The organism is Thiohalomonas denitrificans, assembly GCF_900102855.1.
GTDB lineage: Bacteria > Pseudomonadota > Gammaproteobacteria > Thiohalomonadales > Thiohalomonadaceae > Thiohalomonas > Thiohalomonas denitrificans.
On record NZ_FMWD01000005.1, the window covers coordinates 214,660 to 229,102 of the forward strand.

A 14,443-nucleotide genomic window follows, 5' to 3' on the forward strand; every position below is an offset into this window, starting at 1 on the left:
AGGGTCATCATGCGTATCAGCAAGCTTCTGCAGATGGTGCCCGCCGTGCTGGCGCTGACCTTGTCAGCGTCCGCCCTGGCGGGTGATGGGGCCGGGCCGAAGGTGCCGAAGGCGGTCAAGGGCGAGGAGTGCGTTGAGCCCACGTCCGACATGCGCCGTAACCATATGGACTATCTCGACCACCACCGCGATGAGGCTCTGCGAGAAGGGATTCGCACCAAGCAGTACAGCCTCAAACAGTGCCTGGAGTGTCATGTAGCGCCCGAGGATAGCCCTCAGGCGCCACAGGATAGCGGCGAGCACTTCTGCATGGCCTGCCACGAATACACCGGCGTGACCATTGATTGTTTCCAATGCCACGCGACCCAGCCCAAGGAAACGACCAGTTTTCATCCACTTGTCACCCCGGGCATGAAGGCGATCAAGGGCGTAGCGGAAAGCTCCGGCGAGCTGCTCAACAAGTTCGCCGAAAGCCACGCCAAGAAGAGGACAGGTGCAATTCAATGAGCGAAGACACGAATCTCGAACGCCGTGAATTCCTCGGTAACGGCGCAAAGCTGGCTGCCGGCCTGACGATCGCACCCGGTGTGGTCGTGTATGGCCTCTCCGAGGCGTCGGTCCCCGACCGCCCCGCCGACCAGCCCGCGAACAGCGCCCGCCGCTGGGGCATGCTGGTGGACAGCAATAAGTGTGCAACGGGATGTGACGCGTGCGTCACCGCCTGTGGCAAGGAAAACGGATGGGACGAGGGTGAGCCCAATTCGAGCCCCGAGCAGAAGGCGCAGTGGATCCGAAAGGTCGAACTGCGCCACAAGGGGACGGGCAAGACCCATTCCCTGCCGATGATGTGCCAGCACTGTGAAAATCCGCCATGTGTCGATGTTTGTCCGACCAACGCTTCCATGAAGCGCGCAGACGGTATCGTCCTGGTGGACCGTCACCGCTGTATCGGCTGCCGCTATTGCATGATGGCGTGCCCCTATAAGGCACGCTCCTTCATACATGAAACACTGACGGATCAGGAGCCCCATATGCCGCGCGGCAAGGGCACTGTCGAGAGCTGTACCATGTGTGCGCACCGGGTCGACGAAGGTCGCGAGCCGGCCTGTGTGGAGGAGTGTCCGGAGCAGGCCATCCTGTTTGGCGACCTGAACGACCCCGACAGCGCCATCGCGCAGGCTCTGACCCGGTACGATTCCACCGCAGTTCGCGAGGATCTGGGTCTGAATCCCGGCGTTCGCTACCGCGGTATCTGATCGGACGAACGACAAAGCCACAGAGGGCGCAGAGAGCACATGACCCGTCGTGTTCTCTGTGGTGACCACCGAATCAAAATCGGATGACAGGCATGAAGAAAACGCTCTACACGCAGATTGAGGGAGGAAAGGGCTTTTGGGCCCTGCTCGCCGGCTTTGGTGTGGTAATCCTGGCCGGTCTCGCCTCCATGTATTACATGGAGCACAACGGCCACTGGGTCACCGGGATGAACAACAGCGTGGTCTGGGGTACCCCGCACGTCTTTGCCATCTTCCTGATCGTCGCCGCCTCCGGGGCCCTGAACGTGGCCTCCATCGGCTCCGTCTTCGGTAAGAAGATGTACAAGCCGTTGGCCCCGCTGTCCGGCATTCTCGCCGTTGCGCTGCTGGTAGGCGGCCTGGCGGTGCTGGTCCTCGATCTGGGCCGGCCCGATCGGCTGATCGTGGCGATGACCAACTACAACTTCAAGTCGATCTTCGCCTGGAATATCATCCTCTACACCGGGTTCATGGCCATCGTTGCCGTCTACCTGTGGATGATGCTGGAGAAGCGCTTCAACAAGTACAGCAAATCCGTGGGGACATTCGCTTTTGTCTGGCGCCTGCTCCTCACCACCGGTACCGGCTCCATCTTCGGTTTCCTGGTGGCGCGTGAGGCCTATGATGCGGCCCTGATGGCGCCGATGTTCGTGGTAATGTCGTTCTCGTTCGGTCTGGCCATCTTCATGCTGGTGCTGTTCACCTCCTACCGCATGACCGGTCGCCCGCTGGGCGACTATGTGGTGAATCGCCTCAAAAACCTGCTGGGTGTGTTCGTTGCAGGTGTTCTCTACTTTGTGCTGGTCTATCACCTCGCCAACTTGTATGCCACCGAGCATCATGGCGTCGAAAGCTTCATCCTGACCAGCGGCGGTATCTACACCATGCTGTTCTGGGTTGGCCAGATCCTGCTGGGTTCCCTGGTGCCCCTGGCGATTCTCTACGGTCCCACGGGTAACTCTCGCGGCTGGATCTCCATCGCCTCGGTACTGGTCATCCTCGGCGGACTCTCGCAGCTGTATGTGCTCCTCATCGGCGGTCAGGCCTACCCGATGAAGACGTTCCCGGGGTATGAGGGGTCGAGCTCATTCGGGGACGGCATGATCGCCAGCTACAGCCCGACTTTGCCTGAAGTCCTGTTGGGTATCGCCGGCTTCGCGATCGCCCTGGTAGCTGTCACTATCGCAGTACGGCACCTGCGCGCCCTCCCCGCCAGCCTGGCGGATGGTGAAACGGATCCGCACGCAGCCTGATCAAAACGATCCCGGCACAACACCGATGTTCCCGCAAGGGACATCGGTGTTCGTGTATCTAAGCTGCGAGTTTCGAGATGAAAGATGCGAGAAATACCATCGCCCTGCAACCTATCCGTTTCCCGCCGACCACGTAACACGAATACGACTCCGCTTCGGTAGCAGGAACTACGGTCTGATGGCCCTGCGGACAACCGCGAAAGCGCCGACGAGATGGCTGGGAGATAGGAACAACCAGAGAGTCGCTGGTAACGGGTCGCTAATTACTAGCCACTCGCAACTAGCCACTCGTACACTAGCCACTCGCAACTAGCGACTAGCGACTCGCAATTAGCCACTGGTAACTCGTCATGGCTCATCTACTGATTGGCGCTCCATCCAAGTCTTCCGGGAAGACGACCCTGACCCTCGGGCTGTGTGCCGCCCTCGCCCGCCGCGGCTTGGTGGTACAACCTTTCAAGAAGGGACCCGACTACATCGATCCGATGTGGCTGGGCCGGGCGGCTGGCCGCCCCTGTTACACCCTCGATTTCAACACCATGGACCGGAAGGAAATCCTCGGTACGTTCCGGAGCTATTCGGAACCTGCGACCATCAGCCTGGTCGAGGGTAATATGGGGCTCTATGACAGTCTCGATGTGGCGGGGGCCCATAGCAATGCCGCATTGGCGGCTCTGCTTGGGGCACCGGTGCTGCTGGTGGTCAATGTCAAAGGCGCCACTCGCAGCATCGTCCCGCTAATTCGCGGTTTCCTGGAATTCGAGCCCAAGGTGCACTTCGCCGGCATCCTGTTGAACAATGTGGCCGGCGACCGGCACGAGAAACGGTTACGTGAGGTGATTGGGCACTATCTGGATATCCCGGTCGTTGGAGCGGTTCATCGGGACCCGGCTCTGGCCATTGACGAGCGCCACCTGGGCCTGGTACCCAGCAACGAGGCATCCACTGCCGACCGCATTTTGGCCCGTATTGCCGATCGGGTGGAGCAGCAGGTCGATCTGGGGCTACTCCTCGCCTTGGCCGAACAGGGCACATTGCCGCCCGGTCCCGTTTTGCCCCGTCCCGGTATCCCGAAACCCGATGTGCGTATCGGCGTCGCCAAGGATGGTGCCTTCGGATTCTATTATCCCCGGGACCTGGAACGCTTGCGGGAAGCGGGAGCGGCACTTGTGCCGTTCAGCCCAGTTCGGGACAGTGTCTTGCCGCAGGTGGACGGGCTTTTTATCGGCGGGGGCTTTCCGGAAACCCACCTCGCCGAACTCTCCGCCAATCAATCGATGCGGGATGCCATAAGAGATGCCATCGAGGCGGATATGCCGGTCTACGCCGAATGCGGGGGACTCATGTATCTCTGTCGCTCCATCCGCTGGCGAGGCGAGGCAGCCGAAATGGCGGGGGTAATGCCGGCGGATGCGGTGATGCATGAAAAGCCGGTCGGGCGGGGCTATGTGCGTCTGCAGACGACCGGTCGGGAGCGATGGCCCAATGCTCCCGCAGCGTTGCACGCCCATGAGTTTCACTACTCGTCACTTGAGAATCTCGCTCCAGGCCTTACCTATGCTTATGAAGTAACCCGCGGAGCAGGCATCGACGGGCACCACGATGGATTTGTTTATCGCAACCTGCTGGCCAACTATGTTCACCTGCAGGATGTCGAAGAGCATCACTGGACCCGCCGCTTCGTCGATTTCATCCGGGGGGTGAAGACAAAACGGGAAACCACAGAGAACACAGAGTGATTGACAGGGTGCAAGACAAAACGTACGAGGTTGAGACGTGGACGTCCGGCAGGCATTTGAATCTCGCCCCTCGAATCTCGTATCCGAAGTCTCCTCTGTGCTCGCCGTGGTTCAAGCAGAGATTTAATTAACAGGAGGAACCGAATGATAAAACTGACTGCCGCGGCTGCCGAACAGGTCCGCAACTCGGCGGAACAGGTGGATGCCAAGACACTGTCCCTGCGTATCGCCGCCAGGAAAAAACCGGATGGCAGCATGGATTACGGTATCGGCTTTGACGAATCCAACGATGAGGACATGGTCTTCAACTGCGAAGGTATCGAAGTAGTGATGGCCCCGGAGTACGGTCCCCTGTTGTCGGGCGCCACCATTGATTTCGTCGAGATCGAGCCGGGCGAGCATCGCCTCATCGTCATGAACCCCAATGACGCGAGCTTTGTACCGCCCAAGGAAGTGTAAGTGGCACACCGAGGGTGACAGGAGAGCACCCTCGTGCATCGATCCAGGTCTTATCCCGAAACAGTCTCCGGGGATGGGGGCTCTGTGGTAATATGAGCTGGTTATTCGGCGCAACTTACACAGACCAACCCTGTCCATATTATAACGATGACACAGGCGCGAGATATCGGCGATGCCGGCCGCTTTGACCCCGTTGCCGCCCACGACAAGGCGGCGGCTCAGCGACGGGAGGGATTCCGTTTGCTGAAATACAAGCGGTTTGTGCTGCCGCTGGCCGGTATCGGGCTGCTTATACCGCTGATGGGGATAACCGGCGTCCTGCTCGCCCATTATCCCGCTTACACCGATACCCTGTTCACCGCACTACTCCTCTTCACCGCTAGCGGGCTGGGGCTTGTCTACTTCCTCTTCAAAGCCCTCTACGGGCATGTGCTGACACCCGTCTGGCGTCTCAAGGATTGGGTGGCACGCATACGTAGCGGTGATCACGAAGCCCGTCTGACGGAACACGGCAATGATGAGTTCGACGGCCTCTCGCACGATCTCAATGCGATTGGTCAGTTTCTGGAGACACTCTCGCACAACCTGGACGAAGAGGTTCGCCGCCAAACAGAACGCATCGCCCAGAAAACCAACTCGCTACAGGTTCTCTATGACGTGGCGGCCAGCCTCAACGCCTCCCGGGACCTGAAGGATCTCCTGACCCGTTTTCTGTACACCATGCGGGACATCGTAAATGCCCACGCTGGTACCGTACGCCTGCTGACGGACAACAATCAGATGGAGCTGGTCGCGTCCATCGGCCTCGATGACGAAATAGTGGAACGCGAACGCATGGTCCCGGTTCAACGCTGCCTGTGCGGGAGCGCCCTGTCCGAGGGTGAAGTCCTGTTTCAGCAGGACTTGAAACCGTGTACCCAGTTCGTCGGGCGCCCCATGCTGGAAGACACGTCCCTGGAAATGATTGCCGTTCCGCTACAGTACCGGGGTAAAAATCTCGGCGTCTATAACCTGTTCGTCAACCGCGCCGAATTCGAGGCCCGCGACGAGGTCAAGGCGCTGTTCACCAGCATCGGCAGGCACCTGGGCATGGCCATCGAAAAGGCTCACCTCGACAATGAAGCCAAGCGACTGTCGATCATGCAGGAGCGAAATGCCCTAGCCCATGAGCTGCACGACTCCCTGGCCCAGACGCTGGCCTCCCTGCGCTTCCAGACCTCGATGCTGGATGAGACCGTCGACCAGCAGAGCATGGAAGACATCCACTCGGAAATCCAGCAAATCAAGGGCGGCCTGGATGAAGCGTACACGGAGCTTCGGGAGCTGTTGGCACACTTCCGCGCCCCCATGAATGCCCGCGGCCTGTTGCCGGCTCTGGAAGACCTGATCGGCACCTTCCGCAAGCAGACCGGCATGCATATCCTGCTGCAAAAGGAGTGGGAGTCCACCCGTCTTCCCGGCAATATGGAGATGCAGGTGCTGCGAATCGTCCAGGAGGCACTCGCCAACATTCGCAAGCACAGTCGCGCCCATACAGTGCGGGTAATGCTCAAGTGTAATAACGAAGGCCAGTACCACGTACTGGTAGAAGATGACGGCGTGGGCATGAGTCGCCCCGCCTTCACCGGACACCCGGGCGAACACATCGGACTGTCGATCATGCAGGAGCGGGCCCGCTACCTGGGTGGTGAATTGCGTATCGAATCCGAAGAGAGTGAAGGCACACGAGTACAGCTCAGCTTCCGTCATCCGGATCCGAATACTGACCGTCACAATCAGCGATTTGCCCTGATTTAGTGATCGAAAAATTCCAAAGAACGCACAAAAGAACAAATACAGCTCGAAGAAGTTGGATTGGCAACAACTGTCGCGGCCCGACGCAAGTGCATAGCCAAAAATCAACGACCTGGAACACGGGAACCGTATTTCGAACGCTACGGCGACACGTTTTCCGGACAAGTCGTCCCCAGGAGACTGTCCTTTAACTGGATTGAGAGACCCCATGCGTGTCTTGTTGATTGACGACCACACCCTTTTCCGTAGCGGTCTTGAAACGCTACTCGAACGTCATGGCATCGATGTAGCCGCCGCGGTGGGTGACGGGCGCGAAGGTCTGGAAAAGGCAAAGGAATTGCAGCCCGAGATCATTCTTCTGGACATGCGCATGCCCGACATGAACGGACTCGAGGTGCTGAACGCCCTGCGCCGCGAAGGACTGACCATGCCCATCGTCATGCTGACCACCTCCAACGAAGAGGAGGACCTGGTAGAGTGCCTGCGCAATGGCGCCCAGGGTTATCTGCTGAAAGATATGGAGCCGACAGAGCTGGTCGAAGCCCTCCGCGAAATCGTCGGTGGCAAGACCATCGTCGCCCCCGAACTGGCGGGCGTACTTGCCCGGGTCGTTCAGGGCGACGGCGGCCTGACTGTGGAAGCCCCGAAGACGGAAGCCAATCCCTTCGACGAACTCACTCCGCGGGAGAAAGAGATCCTCTGTTTGCTCGCCGAAGGTCAGAGCAACAAAGTCATCGCCCGCAACCTGGGTATCTCCGACGGCACCGTCAAGCTTCACGTCAAGGCCATCTTGCGCAAGCTGGACGTCCATTCCCGAGTCGAAGCAGCTGTGATGGCCGTAGAGCAGAGTCTCTGCCCAAAGGAGTAACCGATTCGCGCCGAGCTTGTACGGAAGCGACTGGCAGATTAAGGGATGGAGACGCATGCAGGGCTGCATGCGATAGATGACCTCAAGCACAAACCGTGCGGACCCGTAACCGGCCCCGCACGGCGTGCCCTCGTTCAAATCGGGTCAAACCGTTACTCGGGAACCTGCCCTGCCCTTGCGGCGGGTCCTTTCACCGCTACGGTCGGCGCCACGGCTCTGGCGCTTCTTTCCGTTTGCCTGCGAGCGTTCCTGACCGGCAGACCGGCCCGCACCTCCCTTTCCACGACGGCCGTTTTCAATCGGCTCGGGCTTGATGCTCGGGTCCGGCTCGTAACCTTCGATGACCACCTTGGGGATGTCGCGTTTCAACAGACGCTCGATGCCCTGCAGCAGCTTCTCCTCGTCGACACACACCAGAGAGGCGGCCTCCCCTTCCCTGCCGGCACGGCCGGTACGGCCGATCCGGTGCACGTAATCTTCCGAGACATTCGGCAACTCGAAGTTGACTACGTGCGGCAGCTGGTCGATGTCCAGACCGCGTGCCGCGATATCGGTAGCCACGAGTACCCTGACCGCACCCTTCTTGAAGTCCGCCAGGGCCCTGGTACGTGCTCCCTGGCTCTTGTTGCCGTGGATTGCGGCCGCACTGATTCCATCCTTCTCCAGCTGACCGGCCAACCGGTTGGCACCATGCTTGGTACGGGTGAAGACCAGCACCTGGCGCCAATCCCGGGAGCCAATCAGGAAAGAGAGCAATTCCCGCTTGCGGTGGCGATCCACCGGATGCACGACCTGCTCCACCTGTTCGGAGGCGGTGTTGCGCCCGCCGGCCTCGATGAGTTTCGGCTGACTAAGGATGCCGTTTGCCAGCCTTTTGATCTCGTCGGAGAAGGTGGCGGAAAACATCAGATTCTGCCGCTGCGTCGGGAGCAACTTCAGCACTCGGCGAATATCGTGGATGAACCCCATGTCGAGCATCCGATCGGCCTCGTCCAGGACCAGCACCTCCAGTGCGGAGAGATCCACCGTGCCCTGTCCCACATGGTCGAGCAGGCGTCCCGGGGTGGCAATCAGGATATCGACACCGCGCCGCAGTTTCTGAATCTGCGGATTGATGCTGACGCCGCCGAAGACCGCCGCGCTCTTCAGGGACAGATGTTTCCCATAGGTCTCGACACTCTCACTCACCTGAGCCGCCAGTTCGCGGGTCGGCGTCAGGATCAGAGCACGTACGGCCCGTTTCTTTTTTCCGTGGGAAGTGGAAAGCCGCTGTAGCAGCGGCAGGGTGAAACCGGCTGTTTTGCCGGTACCGGTCTGCGCACCGGCCATAATATCGTGGCCTTCCAGAATGATCGGGATGGCCTGGCGCTGCACGGGAGTGGGTTCACTGTAGCCCTGATCGGCCACGGCACTAAGCAATTCGGCCGAAAGGCCGAGCGAATCAAATGACATATTGGAATGAAAACTCTTGGGTTGGGCCAACCGCGTGACAAGAGCCGACAGGCTCCTCACCGGCCCGGTCCAGGCAAATCGAATGGGGTGTGCTTCGAGGTTTAATCGGGGGATCGACCGCGAGCGTCGCAACGCTGACCGGATGTGCGGCGACTACGGGGCACTATACAGTAATGACAGAGAAAGTATACCTACGGGGCTGAAGATCGAATTCGGCGGCAGCCAGGAAAAACCGTGAAAAAACCGCGAAAACCCTGCTTCAGGTGTAATTTTTCATGTTCTTCCGGCCGCCCCCCGGACGTTTGCGCTGGGTGATAACGCCCTTGACTTGATCCAGGCTCTCCAGCTGATGAGCCGGGTAGGCGTGGTTTTCCGCTTCCAGATAAAGCCGGTCGTCGGCGACCATACGCAGCTTGCGGAAGATATACTCTTCATTGTGCAGGGCGACCACATAGGAGCCGTCTTTGACCAGATTGTGTGGCTCGATCACCACCACGTCACCCTCCTGGAACTCGGGTGCCATCGAGTCACCGAGGACCATCAACACGTACGGTTCCTTGCCTTCGCAAGGAGTGCTGAACGCCTCGAGACGCTCATCAATCTCGGGCTCGTCTACCGACTTGATGGGAATGAATTTCTCGACTGCCATATCTCACTCCGTTTTGCCAGGCTGGCCTTTTCAGCTAGCCGAGTGGACTCATGGACTTCTCTTTGAGCTCACCGGTCAAAGCACGTAAAATCCGCCGTTTCCGAAAGACCCTTAAGGCCTACGGACATGAAAACCTTTACCGACCTGATTGCAGAGCACGTTTCCGAAGTCGAGGAATTGTTTCCCTGGGACCTCGTCGACCGCCTGGAGGAAAAACCCGACCTCCTGGTGTTGGACGTGCGTGAACCCTACGAGTTCGACGCCATGCATATCAGCGGCTCTATCAATGCGCCTCGGGGTATTCTCGAAGCCTCCTGTGAGTGGGACTACGAGGAGACCATCCCGGAGCTGGTTCAGGCCCGGGACCGCGAGGTGGTCGTGGTCTGCCGATCCGGCAACCGCAGCGTACTGGCCGCCTATACCATGCAGCGCATGGGCTACAAGAACGTGTATTCCCTGAAGACCGGTGTTCGCGGCTGGAACGACTACGAACAGCCGCTGGAGGACAAAGACGGCAACCCGGTGGATATCGACGACGCCGACGAATACTTCACACCAAAGGTCAAACCGGAACAGCAGCGGCCCAAGTCCTGAACGGCTTTTTGCCACAGAGGACACAGAGGGCACAGAGCAAGAACAGATTTTTAAGTAGTTCTCGGTGAGCTCGGTGGTCTCTGTGGCTTAAGCCGTTTTCGCTTTATTCAGCAGTAACGCCTTTCTGAGCTGTTTCACCACGGCGTCTCATCTCTTCCGATCGGAACCAACCCAGCTTTTCGTGCAGCTTCACCACATTGCCGACGATGATCAGCGTCGGTGGCTTGATGTCGCTATTCTGGATGACGTCGGGCATGGTATTCAGTGTACCGGTAAAGACCCGCTGTCTGGGGGTGGTCGCCTGCTGGACCAGTGCGATCGGCGTCTCCCCGTCCATACCGTTTTCCATGAGCTTGCTGCAGATCACCGGCAGCCCCTTCAACCCCATGTAAAAAACCACGGTCTGGTTGGGCTGTGCCAGTGCCGACCAGTTGAGATTCATGGAGCCGTCTTTCAGATGTCCGGTGACGAATACCGCTGCCTGTGAGTAATCGCGGTGCGTAAGCGGAATGCCGGCGTAGGCAGACGTTCCCAGGGCCGCAGTAATACCCGGAACCACCTGGAAATTGACCCCCTCAGCCGTAAGCGTCTCGATCTCCTCGCCGCCCCGGCCGAACACAAACGGGTCGCCGCCTTTCAAGCGACAGACGCGCTTGCCCTGCTTGGCGAGGTCCACCAGCAGTTGGTTGATCTGATCCTGCGGCACGGAGTGATTATCCCGCTCCTTGCCTACGTAGATGCGTTCAGCGTCCCGACGCGAGAGGTCCAACACCTCCTTGGAGATCAGGCGATCGTGAACGATTACATCCGCCTGCTGCATCAGCCGCAGCGCGCGAAACGTCAACAGGTCCGGGTCACCGGGACCACCACCGATCAGATAGACTTCACCTACCTCCCGGTCCTCGCCCTCGACAATCGCCTGCTCCAGCGCCTGTTCCGCCTCCTGATCCTTGCCGGCAAAAACGAGTTCGGCGACCCGTCCCTCGAGGATGCCTTCCCAGAAATTGCGACGCGCATTGACGGTCGAAAAACGTGCCTTGACCGGATCGCGGAAGCGCTCAAGCATGCCCGCCAGCCGGCCATAGGCGATGGGAATGGCCGACTCCAGCTTGGCCCGCAGCATGCGCGCCAACACCGGCGATGCGCCTCCGGTGGAAACGGCGATCTGTACCGGCGAGCGATCGATAATCGAGGGCATCACAAAGCTGCACAGCTCCGGATTGTCCACCACGTTCACCGGAATACTCCGCGTCTGGGCGCATTCCGAGACCTCGCGGTTGACCGCCTGGTCATCCGTCGCCGCGATCACCAGCATGATACCGTCCAGATCGGACTCCTCGAAACGGCCCGGCCGGTAGTCGATACGACCCTCTTCCACCTGGTCGTTCAAGGTATCGGTCAGTTCGGGGGCCACCACCGTGACCTTGGCGCCCGCCTCCAGCAACACGCCGGCTTTGCGCGCTGCCACTTCACCGCCGCCGACCACCAGGGCCCGGCGGTCGCGGATATTCATGAAAACCGGTAGCAGATCCATATCAAATATTCAAAAAGGCTAATATGCGGAACAGTTTAGCGACTGACCGGGGATAACCCAGCCCCCCTTTGGAGATAGGCGCCCGACGTACAAAGGCCGCGCCGACCGGACGACGGGCTAAAGCCCGATCTACACCATCGGACCACCAGATCCTCCTGTAGGTCGGGCTTTAGCCCGTCATTGGAGTTCAATGGGTGAAGCCCAACCTATCCAAAACACCCGGAAATAAGAGCCATTGTCCGCCCATTTGGCTGCCAATGGAACCTTCGGAACGCCTTCTCCGGGTCCTGGCGCTGCCGTCGGGGCCGGCGATGCGTGCCTTGCCAGAGAGGACCATCAGGTCCACGGGGAAGTCGGAGTAGTATTTTATCGGCGTGGCGGTGCTGGCCACGATGGCGGCGGTGGTGGCGCTGTAGATCCCCAGACCGTTACAGAAGTCGTACCCCGGGCGCCACAGGGTGTAGGGCAGGTTCCCCGAGCCGTGGGGGTTGAAGCGCCGGTACTGCAGGGTGAGATAGACGGGGGGTGGAGTAGGAGAAGGTGAAGCCGGGGACAGGCCGACGCGTGACCCTACTCAGGTGCGAGCGCTCAACTGAGCGCCTGCGCCATCCTAAGTAACGCCTTCCCCGGTGCGTCCTCCAGTACGTCCCGCAACTGTTCCCGTAGCGGTTCATCCAAGAGGTCCGGTCTTCCCACGCCGTCTTCCTCGGCCTCATCGTCGTCCATGGCCCAGAGAATCTCATTCGCTCCATCGGACCACCGTTCGAACACACCTTCTCCCTCATAGGACCAGTACACCAGCACTTGGTCAGCCCCAAGTCCCGCGGCACCCTCCATCATGGGCGCGATGTCGTCATGCAGATCCTCCTCCTCGTGAGGGTCGCCAAACTCCACCAACACGGCGTTATCCAGCCGTGTCAGCTCCCACGGATAGGCAAGGAATTCGAAATGCTCCACCCACCGGACTTCATCGGGCTCAACCTCATCAGGGAAGCTCGGTCGAGTGTCCTCCTCAAGAAAAAACAGGAAGCGCTCCAGTGATGAGGTGTTGGAAAAACGGGCGTAAAGAACAAAGGGGGTGGCATGTGCCATGATGTTATTCTCTTGCTCAGTCAGTGCACCCAGTCTCCCGGGCCAGGGCGTCGCCTTCCTCGTGGCCGCGGTCGATAACCTCGACCACTTCCGGCGGCAGTTCGGCACGGACCTCCGCCAACACGGCTTCCACTTCACGGGCAACGGCCACCTGCTCGGGGAGACTTTGGGACGCGCATTGCAGGCGGTAACGGGACCACTTTGCGGGTTTCGTCAATGGAAGAACATACCCTCGGAAACGTTCATCCTCTTTTGCCGCGTCGCGGAAATGTGTTTGTGTTGGAGCCAAGGTATCACCCCACTCTCTGACCATATACTGCACCATGTGATGCGGGTTTGGCGTGTCGCGGGCGAGGAAGTCGACGATCGAAGCGTCGATTTTTCCGTAAGAACTTGCCGCACGTGCAAGGTACATGGGCTCGCCCAGTTCAGGAAAATCTTCCCGCCGAAACCTTGTCGGGCCGAAGAACCGGTAGAGGCGCTCGTCCAGCCCATCGAACAGGGAACCCTCGTCAGGATAGCCCCGCAGCACCTGAAGGCGGAGACTGCGGCGGGCTTCTTCCCAAAAAAAATCAAAGTCACTACCCGCTTGGTAGGACGCTTTAATCGCGTCCCATGCACGTTCACTGGTGTCAGCACTCAGCCAACATTCGTATAGCATACCCTCCATCAGGGTTTCTTCCGCCATGATGGGGCGAGTATCCGCATAGTTTTCAATGTCGGAAAGCTCCTCTTCCCACTCTGCCGGCGCCGCCCCCGTCAAATAGTAGCTTTTAAGCAGTGTCAGCTCGTCCTTGCCGGTGATGAGCAGGTTCTTCCGAAGCCGCTTCTGCACCCCCTTCCAGCCTCGCTTTCGCTCAGCCATCCACGTCTTGTCCTCAACCCGCCATGCACTGAAATCACGTTCACTCATGCCTGCCCTCATTACCCCTGGTCAAACACCACATCGTTACGGATGAACTCGTCAATCTGCGATTCATCAAGCTGCTCAGTAAGAATGCTTTTTCCAGTCCCTAACAGCCACTCCCGTGGGTTCCGGGGACAGTATACCTATCTCCCTTTGCGGCTCTCGGACCCGGTGATTTAGCGGCCAGCGACCTGCCAGTGATGACCTCTAGATGCCTGGCGAACGCCTTATTGCCGAGCGGCCTTCCCGTTCTCGTGTGCCGTTCGATGATTTCTCCATCGTCCCTATGTGAGTCGGCCAATCGGATATTCTATCCAGCATCGGCTTTACTCTCACCAAAGAGTCGTCTTTGCCCAGCAGGTGCGCCAAGGCGCTCGACCACTTCCAGTCGGCCGGGTGTTCGCATAGCTTTTCCTTCACGGGGTTGAGTTCGATATAGCGAACAGTGGATAACAGATACGATTCGTCCATAACGAACGAATAAAAGCGCTCTTGCCACAGATTCCGCGCCAGCTACTGCGAAAGTTGATACGGCGGGGTGTAGCGGCGGTGTGTCTCCCCAATCGCTGCACACAATCCATCCTCGTGCTTCGGCACCAGTACAGGGCTGGACATGGTCCGGCATCAGGCAGTAGGCCCAGACTTCCGTTTCAGCTCAGCGCTAAACTCAGCCATGAGTCCGATGTAGTAGCGATAATCGTCCTCACGGAAAAACGTCTTCTGGCGGCGATTACCGCGTTGGGTGACATGGTGGGGGGCATCCGGGACTGAGACGCAGCCTATCCAGGCCATAATTCATCTCCTTGT

At 59.2% G+C, this 14,443-nt stretch carries 13 protein-coding genes and 1 pseudogene; 8 read left to right on the forward strand and 6 right to left on the reverse strand.

The features are described 5' to 3' along the window. Positions 1–9 precede the first annotated feature (9 nt). From BLP65_RS09540 to BLP65_RS09570, 7 genes are all read left to right on the forward strand, one after another. A complete protein-coding gene (locus BLP65_RS09540; RefSeq protein WP_175452511.1) occupies positions 10–507 on the forward strand; it encodes a hypothetical protein in 498 nt (165 codons plus the stop codon). Continuing rightward, entirely contained in the window at positions 504–1,256 is a 753-nt protein-coding gene (gene dsrO, locus BLP65_RS09545; protein WP_092995982.1) for a sulfate reduction electron transfer complex DsrMKJOP subunit DsrO, read from the forward strand. The genes BLP65_RS09540 and dsrO overlap by 4 nt, the downstream gene beginning before the upstream one ends. Positions 1,257–1,348: 92 nt before the next feature. Next, the gene (nrfD, locus tag BLP65_RS09550) at positions 1,349–2,548 is read left to right on the forward strand and encodes an NrfD/PsrC family molybdoenzyme membrane anchor subunit (protein ID WP_092995985.1); all 1,200 of its coding nucleotides are present in this window, start codon (positions 1,349–1,351) and stop codon (positions 2,546–2,548) included. A 350-nt stretch (positions 2,549–2,898) separates the two neighbouring features. Beyond that, positions 2,899–4,287 carry a cobyrinic acid a,c-diamide synthase CobB gene (locus tag BLP65_RS09555; protein WP_092995987.1) on the forward strand — a complete coding sequence of 463 codons (1,389 nt, stop codon included), beginning with the start codon at positions 2,899–2,901 and terminating at the stop codon, positions 4,285–4,287. 144 nt (positions 4,288–4,431) lie between these two features. Then, the gene (locus tag BLP65_RS09560; protein WP_092995990.1) at positions 4,432–4,746 is read left to right on the forward strand and encodes a HesB/IscA family protein; all 315 of its coding nucleotides are present in this window, start codon (positions 4,432–4,434) and stop codon (positions 4,744–4,746) included. Between the two features lie 147 nt (positions 4,747–4,893). Then, the gene (locus BLP65_RS09565) at positions 4,894–6,543 is read left to right on the forward strand and encodes an ATP-binding protein (protein ID WP_092995993.1); all 1,650 of its coding nucleotides are present in this window, start codon (positions 4,894–4,896) and stop codon (positions 6,541–6,543) included. Between the two features lie 205 nt (positions 6,544–6,748). Next, on the forward strand, positions 6,749–7,408 hold the full coding sequence (locus tag BLP65_RS09570; protein WP_092995996.1) for a response regulator: 660 nt from the start codon (positions 6,749–6,751) through the stop codon (positions 7,406–7,408). Positions 7,409–7,552: 144 nt separating this feature from the next. On the opposite strand, the gene BLP65_RS09575 is transcribed toward BLP65_RS09570, so the two are convergent. Further along, positions 7,553–8,860, reverse strand: a complete 1,308-nt coding sequence (locus BLP65_RS09575; protein WP_092995999.1) for a DEAD/DEAH box helicase — start codon at positions 8,858–8,860, stop codon at positions 7,553–7,555. Positions 8,861–9,119: 259 nt separating this feature from the next. Then, complete coding sequence (locus BLP65_RS09580) at positions 9,120–9,509, reverse strand: S24 family peptidase (RefSeq protein ID WP_092996002.1); 390 nt, start codon at positions 9,507–9,509, stop codon at positions 9,120–9,122. 126 nt (positions 9,510–9,635) lie between these two features. Here BLP65_RS09580 and BLP65_RS09585 point away from each other — a divergent pair, with 126 nt between their 5' ends. Continuing rightward, complete coding sequence (locus tag BLP65_RS09585) at positions 9,636–10,103, forward strand: rhodanese-like domain-containing protein (RefSeq protein ID WP_092996005.1); 468 nt, start codon at positions 9,636–9,638, stop codon at positions 10,101–10,103. A gap of 103 nt (positions 10,104–10,206) precedes the next feature. On the opposite strand, the gene cysG is transcribed toward BLP65_RS09585, so the two are convergent. The 4 genes and pseudogenes from cysG to BLP65_RS17415 all read right to left on the reverse strand — a co-directional run bounded on the left by cysG (position 10,207) and on the right by BLP65_RS17415 (position 14,428). Beyond that, positions 10,207–11,637: a siroheme synthase CysG gene (gene cysG / locus BLP65_RS09590; protein WP_092996008.1), complete on the reverse strand. Its 1,431-nt coding sequence runs from the start codon at positions 11,635–11,637 to the stop codon at positions 10,207–10,209. Positions 11,638–12,225: 588 nt separating this feature from the next. After that, complete coding sequence (locus tag BLP65_RS09595) at positions 12,226–12,729, reverse strand: hypothetical protein (RefSeq protein WP_092996011.1); 504 nt, start codon at positions 12,727–12,729, stop codon at positions 12,226–12,228. Between the two features lie 16 nt (positions 12,730–12,745). Then, a complete protein-coding gene (locus tag BLP65_RS09600) occupies positions 12,746–13,642 on the reverse strand; it encodes a hypothetical protein (protein ID WP_092996014.1) in 897 nt (298 codons plus the stop codon). 100 nt (positions 13,643–13,742) lie between these two features. Next, positions 13,743–14,428, reverse strand: a pseudogene (locus BLP65_RS17415) (transposase). Positions 14,429–14,443: the final 15 nt, after the last annotated feature.

Bases quoted from the DNA above. Each gene is read 5' to 3' on its own strand.
- BLP65_RS09540 (WP_175452511.1), top strand. From the start codon at position 10: ATGCGTATCAGCAAGCTTCTGCAGATGGTGCCCGCCGTGCTGGCGCTG.
- dsrO (WP_092995982.1), top strand. From the start codon at position 504: ATGAGCGAAGACACGAATCTCGAACGCCGTGAATTCCTCGGTAACGGC.
- nrfD (WP_092995985.1), top strand. From the start codon at position 1,349: ATGAAGAAAACGCTCTACACGCAGATTGAGGGAGGAAAGGGCTTTTGG.
- BLP65_RS09555 (WP_092995987.1), top strand. From the start codon at position 2,899: ATGGCTCATCTACTGATTGGCGCTCCATCCAAGTCTTCCGGGAAGACG.
- BLP65_RS09560 (WP_092995990.1), top strand. From the start codon at position 4,432: ATGATAAAACTGACTGCCGCGGCTGCCGAACAGGTCCGCAACTCGGCG.
- BLP65_RS09565 (WP_092995993.1), top strand. From the start codon at position 4,894: ATGACACAGGCGCGAGATATCGGCGATGCCGGCCGCTTTGACCCCGTT.
- BLP65_RS09570 (WP_092995996.1), top strand. From the start codon at position 6,749: ATGCGTGTCTTGTTGATTGACGACCACACCCTTTTCCGTAGCGGTCTT.
- BLP65_RS09575 (WP_092995999.1), bottom strand. From the start codon at position 8,860: ATGTCATTTGATTCGCTCGGCCTTTCGGCCGAATTGCTTAGTGCCGTG.
- BLP65_RS09580 (WP_092996002.1), bottom strand. From the start codon at position 9,509: ATGGCAGTCGAGAAATTCATTCCCATCAAGTCGGTAGACGAGCCCGAG.
- BLP65_RS09585 (WP_092996005.1), top strand. From the start codon at position 9,636: ATGAAAACCTTTACCGACCTGATTGCAGAGCACGTTTCCGAAGTCGAG.
- cysG (WP_092996008.1), bottom strand. From the start codon at position 11,637: ATGGATCTGCTACCGGTTTTCATGAATATCCGCGACCGCCGGGCCCTG.
- BLP65_RS09595 (WP_092996011.1), bottom strand. From the start codon at position 12,729: ATGGCACATGCCACCCCCTTTGTTCTTTACGCCCGTTTTTCCAACACC.
- BLP65_RS09600 (WP_092996014.1), bottom strand. From the start codon at position 13,642: ATGAGTGAACGTGATTTCAGTGCATGGCGGGTTGAGGACAAGACGTGG.